The organism is Listeria monocytogenes (assembly GCF_041765605.1).
Classification (GTDB): domain Bacteria; phylum Bacillota; class Bacilli; order Lactobacillales; family Listeriaceae; genus Listeria; species Listeria monocytogenes_D.
In genome coordinates, this window is record NZ_CP168900.1 from 2,098,043 (window position 1) to 2,115,264 (window position 17,222).

General features: G+C 40.5%; 12 protein-coding genes and 1 other annotated feature. Of the genes, 4 read left to right on the forward strand and 8 right to left on the reverse strand.

The window, feature by feature from the left end; genetic code table 11:
* Positions 1 to 3 precede the first annotated feature (3 nt).
* The gene (locus AB2Q86_RS10675) at positions 4 to 2,661 is read right to left on the reverse strand and encodes an alpha-mannosidase (RefSeq protein ID WP_012581014.1); all 2,658 of its coding nucleotides are present in this window, start codon (positions 2,659 to 2,661) and stop codon (positions 4 to 6) included.
* Positions 2,662 to 2,903: 242 nt separating this feature from the next.
* Between AB2Q86_RS10675 and AB2Q86_RS10680 the strand changes: the two genes are divergently transcribed.
* Positions 2,904 to 6,014, forward strand: a complete 3,111-nt coding sequence (locus AB2Q86_RS10680; protein ID WP_014589104.1) for an alpha-mannosidase — start codon at positions 2,904 to 2,906, stop codon at positions 6,012 to 6,014.
* A 68-nt stretch (positions 6,015 to 6,082) separates the two neighbouring features.
* Here AB2Q86_RS10680 and cspB read toward each other — a convergent pair whose 3' ends face one another.
* From cspB to AB2Q86_RS10715, 7 genes are all read right to left on the reverse strand, one after another.
* Positions 6,083 to 6,283, reverse strand: a complete 201-nt coding sequence (gene cspB, locus AB2Q86_RS10685; RefSeq protein WP_003723180.1) for a cold-shock protein CspB — start codon at positions 6,281 to 6,283, stop codon at positions 6,083 to 6,085.
* Between the two features lie 288 nt (positions 6,284 to 6,571).
* A complete protein-coding gene (locus AB2Q86_RS10690; protein WP_012581012.1) occupies positions 6,572 to 7,267 on the reverse strand; it encodes a phosphatase PAP2 family protein in 696 nt (231 codons plus the stop codon).
* A 13-nt stretch (positions 7,268 to 7,280) separates the two neighbouring features.
* Positions 7,281 to 8,270 (reverse strand): diaminopimelate epimerase, encoded by a 990-nt coding sequence (gene dapF, locus AB2Q86_RS10695; RefSeq protein ID WP_012581011.1) that lies wholly within the window; start codon positions 8,268 to 8,270, stop codon positions 7,281 to 7,283.
* A gap of 111 nt (positions 8,271 to 8,381) precedes the next feature.
* Positions 8,382 to 11,147, reverse strand: coding sequence for an isoleucine--tRNA ligase (gene ileS, locus AB2Q86_RS10700; RefSeq protein ID WP_012581010.1), 2,766 nt, complete (start codon positions 11,145 to 11,147; stop codon positions 8,382 to 8,384).
* A gap of 52 nt (positions 11,148 to 11,199) precedes the next feature.
* Positions 11,200 to 11,433, reverse strand: a binding site (T-box leader).
* The gene (gene divIVA, locus AB2Q86_RS10705; protein WP_003728819.1) at positions 11,430 to 11,957 is read right to left on the reverse strand and encodes a septum site-determining protein DivIVA; all 528 of its coding nucleotides are present in this window, start codon (positions 11,955 to 11,957) and stop codon (positions 11,430 to 11,432) included. (Overlaps the previous feature by 4 nt.)
* 93 nt (positions 11,958 to 12,050) lie before the next feature.
* On the reverse strand, positions 12,051 to 12,572 hold the full coding sequence (locus AB2Q86_RS10710) for a transcription repressor NadR (protein WP_003723185.1): 522 nt from the start codon (positions 12,570 to 12,572) through the stop codon (positions 12,051 to 12,053).
* 4 nt (positions 12,573 to 12,576) lie between these two features.
* Positions 12,577 to 13,683, reverse strand: a complete 1,107-nt coding sequence (locus AB2Q86_RS10715; RefSeq protein WP_012581009.1) for a cysteine desulfurase family protein — start codon at positions 13,681 to 13,683, stop codon at positions 12,577 to 12,579.
* Between the two features lie 130 nt (positions 13,684 to 13,813).
* Between AB2Q86_RS10715 and nadB the strand changes: the two genes are divergently transcribed.
* Genes nadB through nadA form a run of 3 tightly spaced genes read left to right on the forward strand, consistent with a single transcriptional unit; the run spans position 13,814 to position 17,207 of the window.
* Entirely contained in the window at positions 13,814 to 15,268 is a 1,455-nt protein-coding gene (gene nadB, locus AB2Q86_RS10720; RefSeq protein WP_012581008.1) for an L-aspartate oxidase, read from the forward strand.
* A complete protein-coding gene (gene nadC, locus AB2Q86_RS10725; RefSeq protein WP_012581007.1) occupies positions 15,265 to 16,110 on the forward strand; it encodes a carboxylating nicotinate-nucleotide diphosphorylase in 846 nt (281 codons plus the stop codon). Before nadB ends, nadC begins: the two co-directional genes overlap by 4 nt.
* On the forward strand, positions 16,107 to 17,207 hold the full coding sequence (gene nadA, locus AB2Q86_RS10730) for a quinolinate synthase NadA (RefSeq protein ID WP_012581006.1): 1,101 nt from the start codon (positions 16,107 to 16,109) through the stop codon (positions 17,205 to 17,207). The genes nadC and nadA overlap by 4 nt, the downstream gene beginning before the upstream one ends.
* Positions 17,208 to 17,222: the final 15 nt, after the last annotated feature.

The following is a 17,222-nucleotide window of genomic DNA, read 5'->3' on the forward strand; positions in this document are numbered from 1 at the left end:
GTATTACACTCCTTTTAAAGTGATGATTTCGTTTGGACTAGCGGTAAATTGTTTCTTGGCATCTCCCGTCGTTTCTTCCAAAATAGTCGATTTCTGCCACGGTTGCATCGTCTGTAGCTGTTTTGGTTCACTTGCGGTTTGGAAGAATCGGATAATCGGTTGGTTGTCTTTAGCGAGTTTAAATGCTGAGAAGACAAATCCAGCCTCTGTTTTCCATTCTGCAAAATCTCTTTTTTCTGCGAGAATTTTTTCTTTCGTTGTTGATTTGTGTTGGAATGCAAAAATAGGAGTCAAGCGTGCGTTTACTTGTGCTGGGATGGAGCTATTTGCAACATCAGAATCATTTGTTAGGAAAACGTGAAACTCTGCTGTAATCTCTCGGTGGCATTCCGCTTCATATGCCGGAAAATCACCCCAATCGCCTATTTCAGATACTGCGCGAAGCAATGTTAATTCTAGTTTGTCACCATGTTCGCTTACTTCATATTCTGGTAAACCAAGACTTGCGACAACGATATTTCCACTAGCAACAAAGCCTTGTTTTCGGTTATCTTTAGCAGGATTCGTCCATTCTTTGACTTGTTTATTCGCGCGTGTTACTACTTCAAAAACACTTCCCGCTTGATGTGTTTCTGTTTGTTTTCCAGTCGGGAAAAGGACGCGGAGTCGATGGTCATCTACGTTATTATTTAGTTTCACTCGGATAGTTAATTGTTTATCGTGTTTATTTAGCGTTAATTCTGTCGTGATTTTAAATGTAGTAAAATTTTCCGAGCGCTCCGACTGCCGGTCAGGATGCCATATTAGGCGACGTTTTTCTTCCGCAAAGGCGGAACTTGCGCTTTCTGGTATTTCAATTTCATGGTTTATTTCGATTGTTTTGCCGAGTTTATCCTCTCGTAGTACTCGAATTGCCGGTTTGGAATGGAGTGTATTTATTCGTAAGTTATCGCCGGTTTCTTTAAACATATATTCATTACCGATGTCGCCCGCATCCTCATATGCCCCAACACCTGCAATTTCTATCGCTTTTTCTTTATCTAAAATCGTATACGTCCCATTCGCCGCAATTTCCACTTTTAAAAAGCGATTTTCTAAAGAGAAATCTTGTGTTTGGTTCGCTGATTCATTCACCAAATCGACCGGATGTGCGTAAATTGTTTCATACCCAACCGCTGGCAAATTTTCTACGGTGAAGGTTAGTTTGTACTTTCTCGCAAAATAAGAATCGCGGAATTTCCGTTCTGGTAAATCGTAATTAAAACGAATGCCAAGCGACTCAACAACAACCGGAATTTCTTCGCCGGTGCTTGTTTCTAATCGAAAACTTTGCTCTGGAAGTTTCGCTAATTCGTCTGGTATTAATTCAAAATGCATCTCAGAAAAGTGAATTGCATCTGTTTCAAGTTCGAGTTCTATGGTTCTCGTTGCTTCGAGACCACCTGAATGAAATACCGTAATGGGAATGCCCGCTTCATTCGTTGTGATTTGTTCCGTGATTTGACGTGCGGCATTTTGAATAATCGCCATAGTCGCTTGTTCGACTTTTTCAAAACGAGCTTCCATTTCACGGTGCACCTCATCCAAACTACATCCCGTGATACTGTCATGGATTTGATTTTCCATAAGTAATTTCCAAGCATAAGCTAAGTATTCATGTGGATACTGGACACCTGCTTCCGTCGCCATCACAGAAATCGGTTCAGCCAAACGCTCTAATAAACGCTCTATTTTCGCATTTGCTTGTTTTAAGTAAATACGTGAAGATGCTGTGTTGGCGAGCGTGGACCATCCATCTGATTGTTGGCTCGTTAATTCTCCGTGAACCGTTTGTAATTTTTCGGGGGCAAGACCAGCTTTGACAGCCTCTTGATATTTTTCAAAATGGCTATGGATAAACTCCACCTCAGGATAAAGTTCCCGCGCCACTTCCAATGCTTCCGCTAAATCAGTTTGCACTGGCTGATGATCACAGCCGTTCATAAATAGCCATTCATCCGTCGATGCGAACCGTTCCACATCCGCTAACTTCTTATCCCAGAAAACTTTCGCGGCTTCTTTTTCCACCGGAATTTCATTGCCATTGGAATACCAATTTGCGAGTAAAATTCCTAATACTTTCGAACCGTCCGGGCTTTCCCAAAACATCTCCGAATATTTCGAGGCAAAAGCGCTATCAAAAACTTGGTTGTTAAAGCCGGTTGGATTGACCCCACGACCGAAAACGACCGTATCGAAACCGGCTTGGCGCATGAGTTGTGGCACTTGTCCATATAAACCAAACGTATCAGGAAAATAACCAATTTTCTCTACTTGACCGAATTCTTCTGCCATTTCTAGACCATACTGCAAATTACGAATATTCGCTTCTCCACTTGTCAAAAAAGCATCTTGCAACATGTACCACGGTCCGATTCGCAGTTTTCCGTCCGCAACCAGCTGCTTCATTTTTTCCCTTTTCGCGGGTTTCACAGCTAAATAATCTTCTAACATAATCATTTGTCCATCCATATGAAAATGATGAAATCCAACTTCCTTATCAAGTAATGCTTCTACTTCATCCATCAGCGTAACAAGTCTAAATCTCAAACTTTCTAGTGGTAAAAACCATTCTCTATCCCAATGAGAATGAGAAATAATATGCGCTTTCTTTCTAGTCATTTTGCCCCTCCAAATATCCTTTTTGTATTCGCTTTCAAGCTAAGTATAGTAAGGGCTAAAGTGAATTGCAATGCTAGGCGAAAAACTACTATGAATAATCCATTTTCCCTTGATTTGTCCATTACAAGAAAGCGTAATCCTTCCCACTCTAAGAGAATCTCAATGCAAACCTAAAAAAAGCCAAATTGACATCTTTTGCCGCTATGATATATTGAAACCGTTCTAGACAAAATAGAAAGGATATGAGTATAGCTATGTTTTTCACTAAAGATAAATTACGAGGCAGGCTGGATGAAGTCGCGCTTTATCGTTACGAAAAAACTTATCCTATCCAAAAATTCCAAGCAGCCGAGGATATGGATGGAGAAATCGCTGCACGACCAGATACCGTCTTGTATGATAACGAATTAACTATCGGGGAAAACTGGTCAGGTAGGGACCGTTATGTCTGGCTCAAAACAACCATTACTTTCCCAGACACCAAAACGGGCACGCGCTTGATTGGCTACTTTGATTTTGGAAATACCGGCGATGGTCACAATTCAGGCTTTGAATCACTATTATTTGTTAACGGGGAACCATACCAAGGGGTCGATCAAAATCACCGCGAAGTTCTTTTCCCAGATAGTTTTGCTGGAAAAAAAGTGGAACTGGTCTTCCGTTTATGGTCCGGACTGGAAGGTGGCGGAACCCCAACCATCCAGACACACCAGTTAAAAGAAGCCTTTATTGGATATTTAAATCTCGTCATTGATGATTTGTATTTCACGAGTAAAGCAACTTTAAAAACACTCGACCAACTCGAAGAAAAAAATCCAACCTATGCACCGCTCCTCCAAGCGATTAATCGCGCTTACCTTGCGATTGATTGGAGTACACCTGGATCCGAACAAAACCTTGCCTCAATGGCAACAGCCAACCAACTCTTACAAGCCGCACTGGAAAAAATGCCGAAAAACTTTCCTATCAAAGTGGCGGCTGTTGGGCATACGCATATAGATGTAGCATGGCTATGGCGCTTAAAGCATACTCGCGAAAAAGCCGCGCGATCATTTTCGACTGTGCTTCATTTAATGGAAGATTATCCTGAATACTTATTTCTCCAATCGCAACCACAACTTTACGCCTATATCAAAGAAGATTACCCAGAAATTTATGCGAAAATCAAAGCAAAAATCAGCGAAGGCGCCTGGGAAGCTGATGGAGGAATGTGGCTTGAAGCTGATTGTAATATTCCTAGCGGCGAATCGCTCGTGCGACAAATGCTCTACGGTCAGAAATTTTTACGCGAAGAATTTGGTAAACCTTCTAGTTTTCTATGGTTGCCGGATGTATTTGGCTATAGCTGGGCTTTACCGCAAATCCTTCGTAAATCAGGCATTAAAACATTTATGACAACCAAAATCAGCTGGAACCAATATAACCGCATGCCGCACGATACGTTCCAGTGGCGTGGGATGGATGGGACGGAAATTTTGACCCATTTCATTACTGCCCCAGAAAAAAATAGCCGCATTTCAACCTATAATGGCAAAATGACAGCGCGCGAACTTGTTGGTCTTTGGGATAAGTATCAAGATAAAGAAGTGAATCAAGAATTATTACTTGCATACGGCTACGGTGATGGTGGTGGCGGTGTGAACAGAGAAATGCTAGAGATGCGCCGTCGTTATGACGCGATGCCAGGAATTCCCGAAGTAAAGCCAAAAAGCGCCACTACATATTTCAACGATTTACACGAAACGATAAATGCGACCGATCAATATGTTCATACATGGAACGGCGAACTTTACTTCGAATATCACCGTGGAACTTATACGAGCCAAGCTTTTACGAAAAAAATGAATCGAAAAATCGAACTCGGCTTACGAAATAGCGAATGGCTTTCCGTTTTAGCAAATCTAAAACAAGGCATAACTTACCCAACTGAAAAATTAGCAGGCATTTGGCAAATTTTACTTCGAAATCAGTTTCATGATATTATTCCCGGCTCTTCCATCAAAGAAGTTTATGACGACGCTCTAATTGAGTACACGGAAGCAGCGGAGGGAAATAACGCATTAATTTCTAATCAATTGACCAATTTAACTACAGATGCCAATCAAAAAATAACACTTTGGAATAGTTCCACTTGGTCCAGACCGCGATACATCGAAATTTCGCCCGACAATCAAGCAGACCATTTAGCCTTTTATGATAAAAATAATACCCCTCTACCTGCGCAAAAATTAGCAAATAATGCTTGGCTTATCCAACATCCAAACTTACCTGCGCTTGGGGCTGCAACTATTTCCGTTAAAGAAACAGCTAACATTTTAGAACAACCATCTTTTCACTATAAAAATAACCAATTAGAAACACCCTTCTATCAAATCACTTGGAATGAAGCCGGACAATTCACTTCCATTTTTGACAAAAAAAATAACCGCCAAGTATTAGCGGAAAATGCGCGAGGTAATGTATTTCAATTATTTGAAGATAAGCCGATGTGGCATGACGCCTGGGATATTGACCTATTCTATCAAGAAAAACAAAAAGAAATCAGCGCGCTAGATTCAGTTGAAATAACCGAGAACGGCCCACTCCAATTCACTATGAAGCAAGTGCTACATTCCGAAAAATCTCAAATCACTCAGTGGATTCATTTTTATCACGAGAGCCCTGAAATCAGATTTGAAACCGAGGTCGACTGGCGAGATCGTAACCAGTTGCTTAAAGTCGCCTTCCCTGTCGCCGTACATGCCAGTGAAGCTAGCTATGACATCCAATTCGGGAATGTTAAACGACCAACCCACTGGAATACAAGTTGGGATTATGCTCGCTTTGAAACGGTTGGACATCAATGGGCTGATCTTTCTGAGAAAAATTACGGCGTCAGTTTGTTAAATGATTCCAAATACGGCTATGATATTAAAGATTCCACTCTCCGCCTTACGCTTCTGAAAGCAGCCGGTTATCCAGACCCGGATGCCGATTTAGGAATCCACCAATTCACTTATTCGCTCTATCCACATCAAGGTGATTTCTTAGACGGGGAAACAGTTCAAGCTGCTTGGGAATTGAATAATCCAATTTTCTCTTCCAACGGCGAAATTCAAACTTTTTCCCTCTTCCAAGTGACAAATCCTTATGTGATGATTGATAGCATTAAACAAGCCGAGGACGGTGATGGTATCATTTTACGATTGCATGAATTTGCGGGAACTCACGGCGAAGTGACAATAGCAAGTGATTACACGATTACCTCAATCACAGAATGCAACTTACTTGAGGAAAACGAAACATCGCCTTCCAATCCGACATTCGCAGTAGCTCCATTTGAAATAAAAACATACCGAATTCATTTAGCATAAAAAAACACGCAGCAAGGCTTCTCCCTAAGAAGTCCGCTGCGTGTTTTTATTAGTTTAACGTGAACAGATTAAAGTTTAGTAACTTTTTCTGCTTGTGGGCCACGTTGGCCTTCAACGATTTCAAATTCAACGCTTTGACCTTCGTCTAAAGTTTTGAATCCTTCACCTTCGATAGCGCTGAAGTGTACGAATACATCATCTCCGCCTTCTACTTCGATGAAACCGAAGCCTTTTTCACTGTTAAACCATTTAACTGTACCTGTTTGCATATTTCACAAACCTCCAAAAATTTTCTAAATATGTTTCTTTTACTAACGAAAAAGATGTTAACAACAAGCTAATCATTTTTTCAATTACAAAATTCACATATTAGCAAAGATACTCACTTCACATCAATATCCTTGATAATAAGCAAATTAGCTACTATCAACACTTATATATTAACGCCAACGAACAAATAAATCAAGTGAAAAAGCCGCACGGTTACAAAATAGATTATTCAGTTTACTATCTGAAAAACCCTGCTATAAGCTAATTCTTATAACAGGGTTTTTATATTATTCTGTAATACTTTTATCTTTAATACGCCATTTCACAAGTAAATTATGTAATGGTTTTCGTACTAAGAAATAAACGCCTAGTGAGATAAATACCGATGCTGTACCAAGGAAAAATCCACCAAGTACATCCGTCGGGAAATGCACCCCAAGATAAACGCGTGTATACATGACAAACAGGATAAAACCATAACCGATAATACCGATAACGATTTTTTGCCACATTTTTGGCACTGTGAAAATCAAGAACATCGCTGCAAGACCATAAAAAACAGCCGTTGCCGTTGCGTGCCCACTTGGGAAACTAAAGCCAGACTCGCTAACTAACCAGTTCACGCTAGCTGGACGCGTACGACCAACCAAACTTTTCAAGACAAGATTTAGGACTACTCCACAAACAAGCATCGTTCCACCAAACCAAAGTCCGACAACAAATTTTCGTAAAAAGAATAAAATAAGAACGACTACAATAGTCAAAATAATTGTCGTTTCTGCGCTTCCTAGTGTTGTCATAAATTTAACGATGGATGTTTTATCTGGTTGAATGCCGCCGCGAATTTTTTCAATCCAGCTTAAGTCAAAACGTGCTACCCAGTTACTTTCTGTTGCGATAGCGGAAGCGATAGTAATAAATAAAATAAGGCAAAATCCGCCAATAACGAATAACGGTGTTGCTTTTTTACGATTTGTATTCATGGTTAACTCCTTTTCATTCGGTTGTTTTTAGAAATTCTTTTACTTCTTTTACAAGCGCCTGATACAGAGCTTGTTCAGCTGTCGCTTCATTTGTAAGCTCTGTAACGATATCATTTTCATAACGAACGGAACCTTTGCTAACAAAAGTCGCATTGCCAATTAGTTGCAGCGAAATTTCACCAGCAGCATCTTCTTTCGCAGTTACTTGCACTCTTCCGCCGTCATTATAAACATTTAGCGGCGTTTCAAATGTATCATTATCTAACATTTTTTTAATCAAACTACAAGCCGACATCGCTGTTCCACATGCATTCGTAAAACCGACGCCGCGTTCAAAAGTACGTACATAAATAGCATCATCGCTTAAACGTTTCACAAAGCTTACATTCACGCCATCTGGGAAATACGGATTTTCGCTATTTAAATAACTTGCTAATTTTTCTTGTTTATCAGAATCTAGCACAGATTGGTCTACAAATGTAATCAAATGCGGGTTAGGAACAGAAACAGCAGAAAAAGCGAGTTCTGTATCAAGTTCTGGGATAACTTGATTAAATAATTTTTCCACGCCTACATGCATCGGTAATGTTTCTGCTGCAAATTTAACAGGAGAAATTTCCACTTGATAGGTTGGAATATCAAAACCAAGCGAAGTTGCTTTTTTGACATCAAGTATCGCTTTCATTGTTTCGACTTTTGCTTCTGTTAATGCGTGCTTTTCAAGTAAATAACGAGCTACCGTTCTTAAGCCATTCCCGCACATCGAAGCAATTGATCCATCTGAATTGACGACGCGCATTTGGCCAATCGGTCCTACTTCACTACTTTTTGTGACATATAAAATCCCATCTGCCCCGCCAAGCGAATGCTTTCTATCGCAAAGTTTTATCGCAAAATCAGCACGTTGTTCGTCTGACCATTCCGTGATGAGATTTTCTTCTTCATCAACTAAGAAAAAATCGTTTTGCGAACCATGTACTTTTGTAAAGTGAATTGTTGCCATTACGTTAAGCAACCTCCTTTATTTGGAATTACGTCTATAATACCACATCTTAAATTAAAAAAGCTTGGGGAACCTCCTTTTGAAATGACTAGGATTTTCCCCAAGCGAGCATTATGCTTCGTAGTGTTTTACAACAATATCCGCACAACGGCCACATAATGTTGGATGTTTCGGATTCACACCTACATCTTTTTTCACTACACGGCAACGTTCACAAGTTTCACCTTCCGCTACTGTAATTTGAACAGCTACTTGATTTGATTTGAATGCAGATTCTGGTGCATTTTCCAAACCTTCCACAAGTTCAAAGTCAGAAACGATAAACAGTTGTGCAAAATCGCCTTCTAAAGAATCAAATAGTGTTTTCGCTTCGCCATCAACGTATAAAGTTACTTTTGCAAGCATTGATTTACCGATTAATTTTTCGTTACGAGCGAATTCTAACGCTTTTTGAACGTTATCACGAATTTGCATGAATGCGTCCCATTTCGCTGTAATTTCTTCGCTATCCGCTAATACTTTAACCTCTGGTAAGTCTTGCAAGTGAATACTTTCTACGCCTTCACCGATTAAGCTATTCCAAACTTCTTCTGTTGTATGCGGTAAAATTGGAGCAAGTAATTTGGTTAACGTAACAACCGCTTCATAAAAGACTGTTTGCATAGCACGACGATCATGACTATCAGCCGCTTCGATGTAAACAACATCTTTGGCAAAGTCCATATAAAATTGGCTTAATTCTACTGTACAGAAATTATTGATTTGGTGGTAAATAGCAGAGAATTCGAAAGCTTCATAGCTATCCTTCACATTTTTCACTAAATCATTTAATTTAATCATCATATATTTGTCTACTTCACGTAAGTTTTCATAAGAAACGGCATTCGTAGTTGGATGAAAATCATTGATATTTCCTAGTAAGAAACGCATTGTGTTACGGATTTTACGGTATACTTCGGATACTTGTTTTAAGATTTCATCACTAACGCGAACGTCGGCTTGATAATCTACAGAAGCAACCCAAAGGCGAACAATATCCGCACCCAGTTGTTTAATTACTTTGCCCGGAAGAAGTGTGTTTCCAAGCGATTTACTCATTTTGCGACCTTCCCCATCCAGTGCGAAACCATGGCTTAGCACGTTACGATAAGGCGCTTCACCAGTGATTGCTACAGCAGTTGTTAAGGATGAGTTGAACCAGCCACGATATTGGTCAGAGCCTTCCATATACAAATCAGCTGGACGACTTAATTCTGGGCGAGCATTCAGCACTGCTTGATGACTAGAACCTGAATCAAACCAAACGTCCATAATATCGGTTTCTTTTGTAAATTCTCCATTTGGACTACCTGGATGCGTAAAGCCAGCAGGTAATAAATCTTTCACATCGCGTTCAAACCAAACATTCGAACCATGCTCACGGAACAGTTCAGAAATGTGATTGATTGTTTCGTCTGTGATAATCGCTTCCCCATTTTCCGCATAGAAAATTGGTAGTGGAACGCCCCACGCACGTTGACGAGAAATAACCCAGTCGCCGCGGTCGCGAACCATATTGAATAAACGTGTTTCACCCCATGCTGGAGTCCAATTAACACCTTTAACAGCAGCGAGTAAATCATCACGGAATGCGTCAATTGAAGCAAACCACTGCGCTGTTGCACGGAAAATAACTGGTTTTTTCGTACGCCAATCATGTGGATAAGAGTGAGTGATGAATTCCATTTTTAGTAATGCGCCCACTTCTTCTAGTTTTTCTGTTACCATTTTATTCGCTGTATCGTAAAATACGCCTTCAAATCCCGGTGCTTCCTCTGTAAATACACCACGATCATCTAAAGGAGCAAGTACTTCTAAATCATATTTTTTCCCGATTAAAAAGTCATCTTCCCCGTGTCCAGGAGCCGTATGAACCGCACCAGTACCAGCTTCAGCAGTGGCATGTTCCCCGTTCATTACTAAGGAATCACGGTCATAGAATGGGTGTTTAGTTACAACGCGGTCAAGTTCAGAACCACGAACCGTTTTCACAACTGTCGCATCTTCAAAGCCTAGTTTTTCGCGTAAGCTTGGTAAAAGTGCTTCTGCTACAACATATTTTTCCCCAGCGGATTCAATTACTACATAGTCCAAATCAGGGTTCACTGTGATACCCATGTTTGCTGGGATTGTCCAAGGAGTTGTTGTCCAGATGACGATATTCGTTCCTTCGTCTAGTACGCCTTTTCCGTCTGTTACTTTGAAAGCCACGAAAATCGACGCAGATGTTTTATCTTGATATTCGATTTCTGCTTCCGCAAGTGCAGATTCACTTGAAGGAGACCAATACACTGGTTTTTTCCCTTTGTAGATGTAACCTTTTTTCGCCATTTCACCGAAGACTTTGATTTGCTCTGCTTCATATTCTGGTAAAAGCGTGATATAAGGATTTTCCCAGTCACCATTAATTCCAAGACGTTTGAATCCTGTACGTTGACCGTCAACTTGCGTCATTGCATATTCAGCACAAAGTTTGCGGAATTCAGCGATAGACATCTCTTTCCGTTTAACGCCTTTTTTGGCGATAGCTGTCTCGATTGGCAGTCCGTGTGTGTCCCAACCTGGAACATACGGGGAGCTGAAGCCAGCCATTGATTTATAACGAACGATAATATCTTTGATTGTTTTGTTTAGAGCGTGACCCATGTGAAGCTCACCGTTAGCATAAGGAGGCCCATCATGCAAAATGTACGTCGGACGTCCAGCATTTTTTTCTTGAATTTTCTCATATAGTTTTTCTTCTTCCCATTTTGCTTGCCATTCAGGTTCTTTGTTTGGCAGGTTTCCACGCATTGGAAAATCTGTTTTTGGCATTAATAACGTATCTTTATATTCCATACTCTCTTCTCCTTTAAAACTTTATTTTTAAACACAAAAAAATCTCTCCCAAAAAAGGGACGAGATTCGCGGTACCACCCTTGTTGACATGCATGTTAATTGCTTGCCCACTTCATTAATGCCATAACGCTGGCTCGCGCTAACACTTACTCAAGCGATTGCTTTTTCGGGTTAGAACTAAAGAGTGATTTCGATTTTTTAGAGGATAGCTGGTCTCACACCTTGCACCAACTCGCTTTGTATCCTATATCTAAAAAACTTACTTGTCTCTAATAATCGTTTTTAACGTTCTTCAGATTGAGCTGATTCAACTTCTTTGATTGACGCAAGTTCTGTCGCATCTACATCGTAAGCCATCATTTGTTGCCAATCTTCACTTTTAATTAAATCCATTTGTGCTTCCACTAGCATACGTAAACGCTCACGGAATACTTTGGATTGACGTTTTAGGTCTTCAATTTCAATCGCGATTTTACGCGCTTTAGAAAGTGAGTCGCTTAAAATTCGGTCTGCATTTTTTTCAGCTTCACGGATAATAAGTTTGGCTTCTTTTTCAGCAGAAGCTTTCACTTCTTCGGCAGCTGTTTGTGCCACGATTAATGATTTGTTTAGTGTTTCTTCAATGTTTGTAAAATGACCTAAACGTTCTTCACTATTATTTAAAGTGTCCTCAATACGCTTTTTCTCTTTGATAACTTGTTCATAATCTTTAATGATTTGATCGAGGAAGTCATTTACTTCGTCTTCGTCATAACCTCTAAAACCACGGGTAAACTCTTTGTTATGTATATCCAGCGGCGATAATGGCATATCTAGCACCTCCATACGACTATTGTTTATAAATACCTAACATACATTCTACCATAGTTACTAGCTTTTTCCTAGAATTTATATTAAAAATGGTTAGATTAAAAATCCTGCTTTTTCTAAGGCCTCAATTGCTTGTTCTAATTGCTCTTTTGTATCTGCTTCAATCGTATGCAAATGCGTGCCGTCTGTTAGGCCCGACAGCATAGTGGCACCAGTCGTCTGTACTTTTTTAATGAATTTTTCGACATCAAACCGGCTCTTCAAATGCAAAGATGCAGTAATTTCTCCGTAAATCGGATGGTCAACTATCACATCCACAACAGAAACTCCGTGATCGACTAAAATATTTAATTCTTCCGCCGCTTGTTCTTTCGTGTGTTTCACGGCAATCACCCGTCGTTCCCCTGCAAAACTTGTTTCTTTCGCATAAATATAGCCTTGTGGTGTAGCCATAATTGGCTCATTTCCAGCTTTTAGTAAAGAAATATCTTGAACAATAACTTGGCGACTAACATTTGTCTTGCTCGCAAGTTGGTTTCCAGAAATAGGCGTTTCCGCTTCTTTTAACCATTTTAAAATAAGTTGCCTGCGTGTATTTCCTAATATTTTTTTCATCTTCTCACCTTTTTCGTAGTAATTTATCTAGTTCCTTTTTAAAAATCAGACTATCGCTTAATTCATTTTCTCTCCCAAATGACAATCGAACAAAGCGACTTGCTTCTTCTATCGTTTTCCCAGTAGCGAGTAATGTTCTGGACGGCGCTGGGTCACGTAAACTACATGCGCTCGTTGTCGAAATTTGAATGTCCGCTTCGTTAAGTGCGAGTAATGCTTCCTGCCCTTGCATGTTCGGCAAAGTGATCCCTAAAATAAACGGAGATGTATTTAATCCGCCTTCCACCTTGACTTTCGCTGTTAACGCTTCGCAAATCGCCTTTTTCAATTCTGCAATCCGCCGCGCTTCTTTTTCTCTATTTTCCATTATATCATAGGCAGCTGTTGTAAAGGCAGCAATTGCTGGAACATTTACAGTCCCCGGTCTATAGCCGAATTCATGATGCACATTCGGCAGAGGAGCTTGCATAGGAACATCTGGTTTTATAAAAAGTAGACCCGCTCCTTTTGGTCCATAAATTTTATGCGAGGAAATACTAAAGCTAGTCACATCATCTAATGCTAGATCTAATTTTCCAAAAGATTGAACGATATCTGTATGAAAATACACGCCCGCTTGTTTAGCAATATGCGCTAATTCTCCAATTGGCTGAATGGTACCAATTTCAGAATTCACCTGCTGAATAATGACTAGTCCGGTATCTGGTGAAATCATATCGCCGAGCACAGCTGGATCCACTCTACCAAATGCATCGACTGGTAAAAGCCTAAGCCAACATGCTCCTGCTTCTTCAAGCGCTTCTAGTTGCTGCCAAACAGAAGCATGCTCCAATGGACTTACGAGCACTTCTTTCTTTTTGGTCGAATGTAGTAGTGTTTGGATTGCGATTTGATTGCTTTCTGTGCCACCGCTTGTAAACATAATTCCACGACTTGGCACATGTAAAATTTCCTCAAAACTTCCCCGACATTTTTCTAATAAAGCCGCAGATTTCGTTCCGGCATCGTGTAAACTTTCCGAATTAGCGAAGAATTCTCTGGATGCACTCATAAAAACTTCTAAAGCCGCCTCGCTCATTTTCGTTGTGGCAGCGTGATCAAAGTAAATCATTTTTTACCTCTCCCCCAAAATTTTATACTTGAATTTCATTTCGTTTTGTGTGATTATAGATGACAAGACAACTGTATATTCACTAAGAAGTATACAATTAATCGAACCTACTATGCAAGAGGTGAAAAGGATGATAAAAGAGCGAGTAATTATCGTCGGGAGCGGCATTTCTGGTTGCACGGCAGCCCTTCGTTTAATGCAGGACTATGATGTGACAATAATCACAAAAGGCTACAAAGAAGAAAGTAATTCGATGCTCGCGCAAGGCGGAGTGGCAGCGGCAGTGTCAAAAAACGATACCCCGAAAAAACATTTTAGCGATACTTTTCAAGCCGGTTGTTTTCATAATAAAGTTCTAGCAGTAAACCAACTCGTTACTCACGGACCAATGGTTATCCAAAAATTAATCGCAGAAGGGATGGCTTTTGACGAACAAGACGGTGAACTTGCGCTTGGTTTAGAAGGCGCCCACCAATTGCCACGAATTTTACATACTGGCGGTGATCAAACCGGCAAATTTCTTACTACTTTTTTACAAGAAAAATTAACAAACATTCACTGGCAAGAGCAAAAAATGGCTATCGAAATTATAAAACAGAATGATACAGCCATAGGTGTCCATTGTTTAGATAAAGAAAATCAACTACATACTTATTACGGTGAGTATATTATTTTGGCAAGCGGCGGACTTGGACAACTTTTTCCAGTTACGACGAATGCGGCGACGATTTCTGGTGATGGCTTAGCACTAGCTTACCGGGCTGGTGCGAAACTAACCGACATGGAATTTATCCAATTTCATCCCACTCTCCTCTTTCTAAACGGGCGTTGTCATGGGCTTATTTCAGAAGCTGTTCGCGGTGAAGGAGCCAAACTTATTCGCACAGACGGTTCGGCGGTAATGACTGATGTTCACCCGAGAGCTGATCTTGCGCCGCGTGATATTGTTGCTGCGACGCTATTTGCAGAAATTCAAGATGGGAATGACGTGTTCCTTGATGTTACTACTATTCCTAATTTTGAAGAACGTTTTCCGGGAATTACTGCTAGTTTGGATGCACATCACGTCCCATTTCGTGAAACAAAACGAATCCCGGTTCATCCCGGCGCACATTTTTTAATGGGTGGTATTCGTACTGACCTATCAGGTAAAACGAACATTCCCGGTTTGTACGCCATTGGTGAGGTTGCAAATGCAGGAGTGCACGGCGCTAATCGTCTCGCCAGCAATTCCCTCCTTGAAACGCTCGTCTTTGGTGAAAAAGTGGCTGAATACATTCGCACGCAAAAAATAAATCCAATAGACCATCCAGAAATCCCTCTTTCGAACCAAACCCAAACGCCCCATTTACCAGATAAACAATTACTTCAAGAGAAAATATGGGAAACGCTTGGCATCACGAGAAAACCAGAAAAAATCACCGAATTTCTTCACTGGCTTACTGATTTCGATTACGCAAATCACACTCGAAAAACAGCTGAAATTAGCCACATGCTTATCACCGCAAAACTAATCGCCGAAAGTGCGCTCAAACGAACAGAAAGTCTTGGTGCACATCGAATTTTAAAAGGAGTAATTAAATGAATTCCATACTTATGAATCAAGCAATTCAAGCATTTTTACTAGAAGATATTGGTCAGTATGACTTAAGTGCAGAAACTGTTTTTCCCCGTGACACAATGGGAGAAGGTGTTTTCCTAGCAAAAGAAACAGGTATTCTTTGTGGCATTTCCATCCCGCCGAAAGTTTACGAACTGCTCGGTGGAAATATACAATTTGAAGCTTATAAAAAAGATGGTGACTGGGTTCAAAAAGGCGATATTATCGCGGCTGTTACGGCTCCCGTTCGCACGTTACTTTCCGGTGAGCGGGTCATTTTAAATTTAATGCAACGGATGAGTGGTATCGCTAGCCAAACTAATTTTGCCATCAAACAACTGGATGATTCCGCTATTCGAATTTGCGACACGCGGAAAACAGCGCCCGGTCTGCGCCCCTTCGATAAATACGCCGTACAGACTGGTGGCGGCTTTAATCATCGCAATGGTCTATACGATGGCGTTATGCTAAAAGACAACCACATCGCCTTCTCTGGAGGTATTACAAGTGCTGTATCTACTGTACGGGAAAAACTTGGCCATATGATAAAAATCGAAGTGGAAACGGAAACTGCTGAACAAGTAAAAGAAGCCGTTCAAGCCGGTGCAGATATCATAATGTTTGATAATCGCACACCAGAAGAAATCAAGCAACTCGTTAAGCTAGTTCCACCGCACATTACTACAGAAATTTCCGGTAATGTCACTTTAGAAAATATTCATCGTTATAAGGGTTCTGGAGCAAATTACATTTCTTTAGGCTCCTTAACGCATTCCGTTCGTGCATTTGACATCAGTTTCAATAGCAAAGGAGGAATAAAGGCATGAATTTACTAGAAACCGTCGAACAAGATACAATGCCAACTCATTATAAGCAAATGACGCAGGCCGAAATGATTGCTCGTGTCACGGAAATTAAAGATCAGCTTGGCGAGAATCTCTTTATTCCCTGTCACCATTATCAAAAAGATGAGGTCGTTCCATTTGCTGATGCGATTGGCGATTCTTTACAATTAGCGCAAATTGCTGCACAAAATAAAAAAGCCAAACATATCGTTTTTTGCGGTGTTCATTTTATGGCAGAAACAGCGGATATGCTTACGACAAGCGAGCAGGTTGTTACTTTGCCAGATATGCGCGCTGGTTGTTCGATGGCAGATATGGCGGACATTCATCAGCTAACAAATGCTTGGCCAAAACTGCAAACCCTTTTTGGCGATACGATTTTACCTGTCACTTACATTAATTCCACTGCTGCGATAAAATCCTTCGTTGGCGAACATGGTGGTACTACGGTGACATCTAGTAACGCAACAAAAATTGTCTCATGGGCGCTCGAACAAAAAGAGCGGATTTTCTTTCTTCCGGATCAACATCTAGGTCGGAACACTGCGTTCGAACTAGGCATTCCCCTCGAACATATGGCAATTTGGAACCCGATAAAAAATGAACTGGAATATGAGGGCAATTTGGATGATTGTAAAGTCATTCTGTGGAAGGGCTACTGTTCTGTTCACCAACATTTCACCGTCAAAAATATCGAAAACATTCGTAAAAACCATCCTAAAATGCGGATTATTGTTCATCCCGAATGCACCCATGAAGTCGTTTCATTAGCAGATGATTCCGGTTCAACGAAAAAAATTGTAACTGAAATAAACAATGCCGCACCTGGCACAGAATGGGCAGTTGGTACCGAAGCCAATTTAGTTGGTCGCATTATCCAAGAAAACCCAGATAAAAAAATCGTCTCGCTAAATCCGTTTATGTGCCCTTGTATGACCATGAATCGAATTGATTTACCACATTTACTCTGGACACTAGAAGCTATCCAAAACGGCGAACAACGAAACCAAATCAAAGTCGATGAACAGACAACCAAATTTGCTTTAAAAGCCTTAGAAAGAATGCTTCAATTAAGCTAACAAAAAAACGAAAGC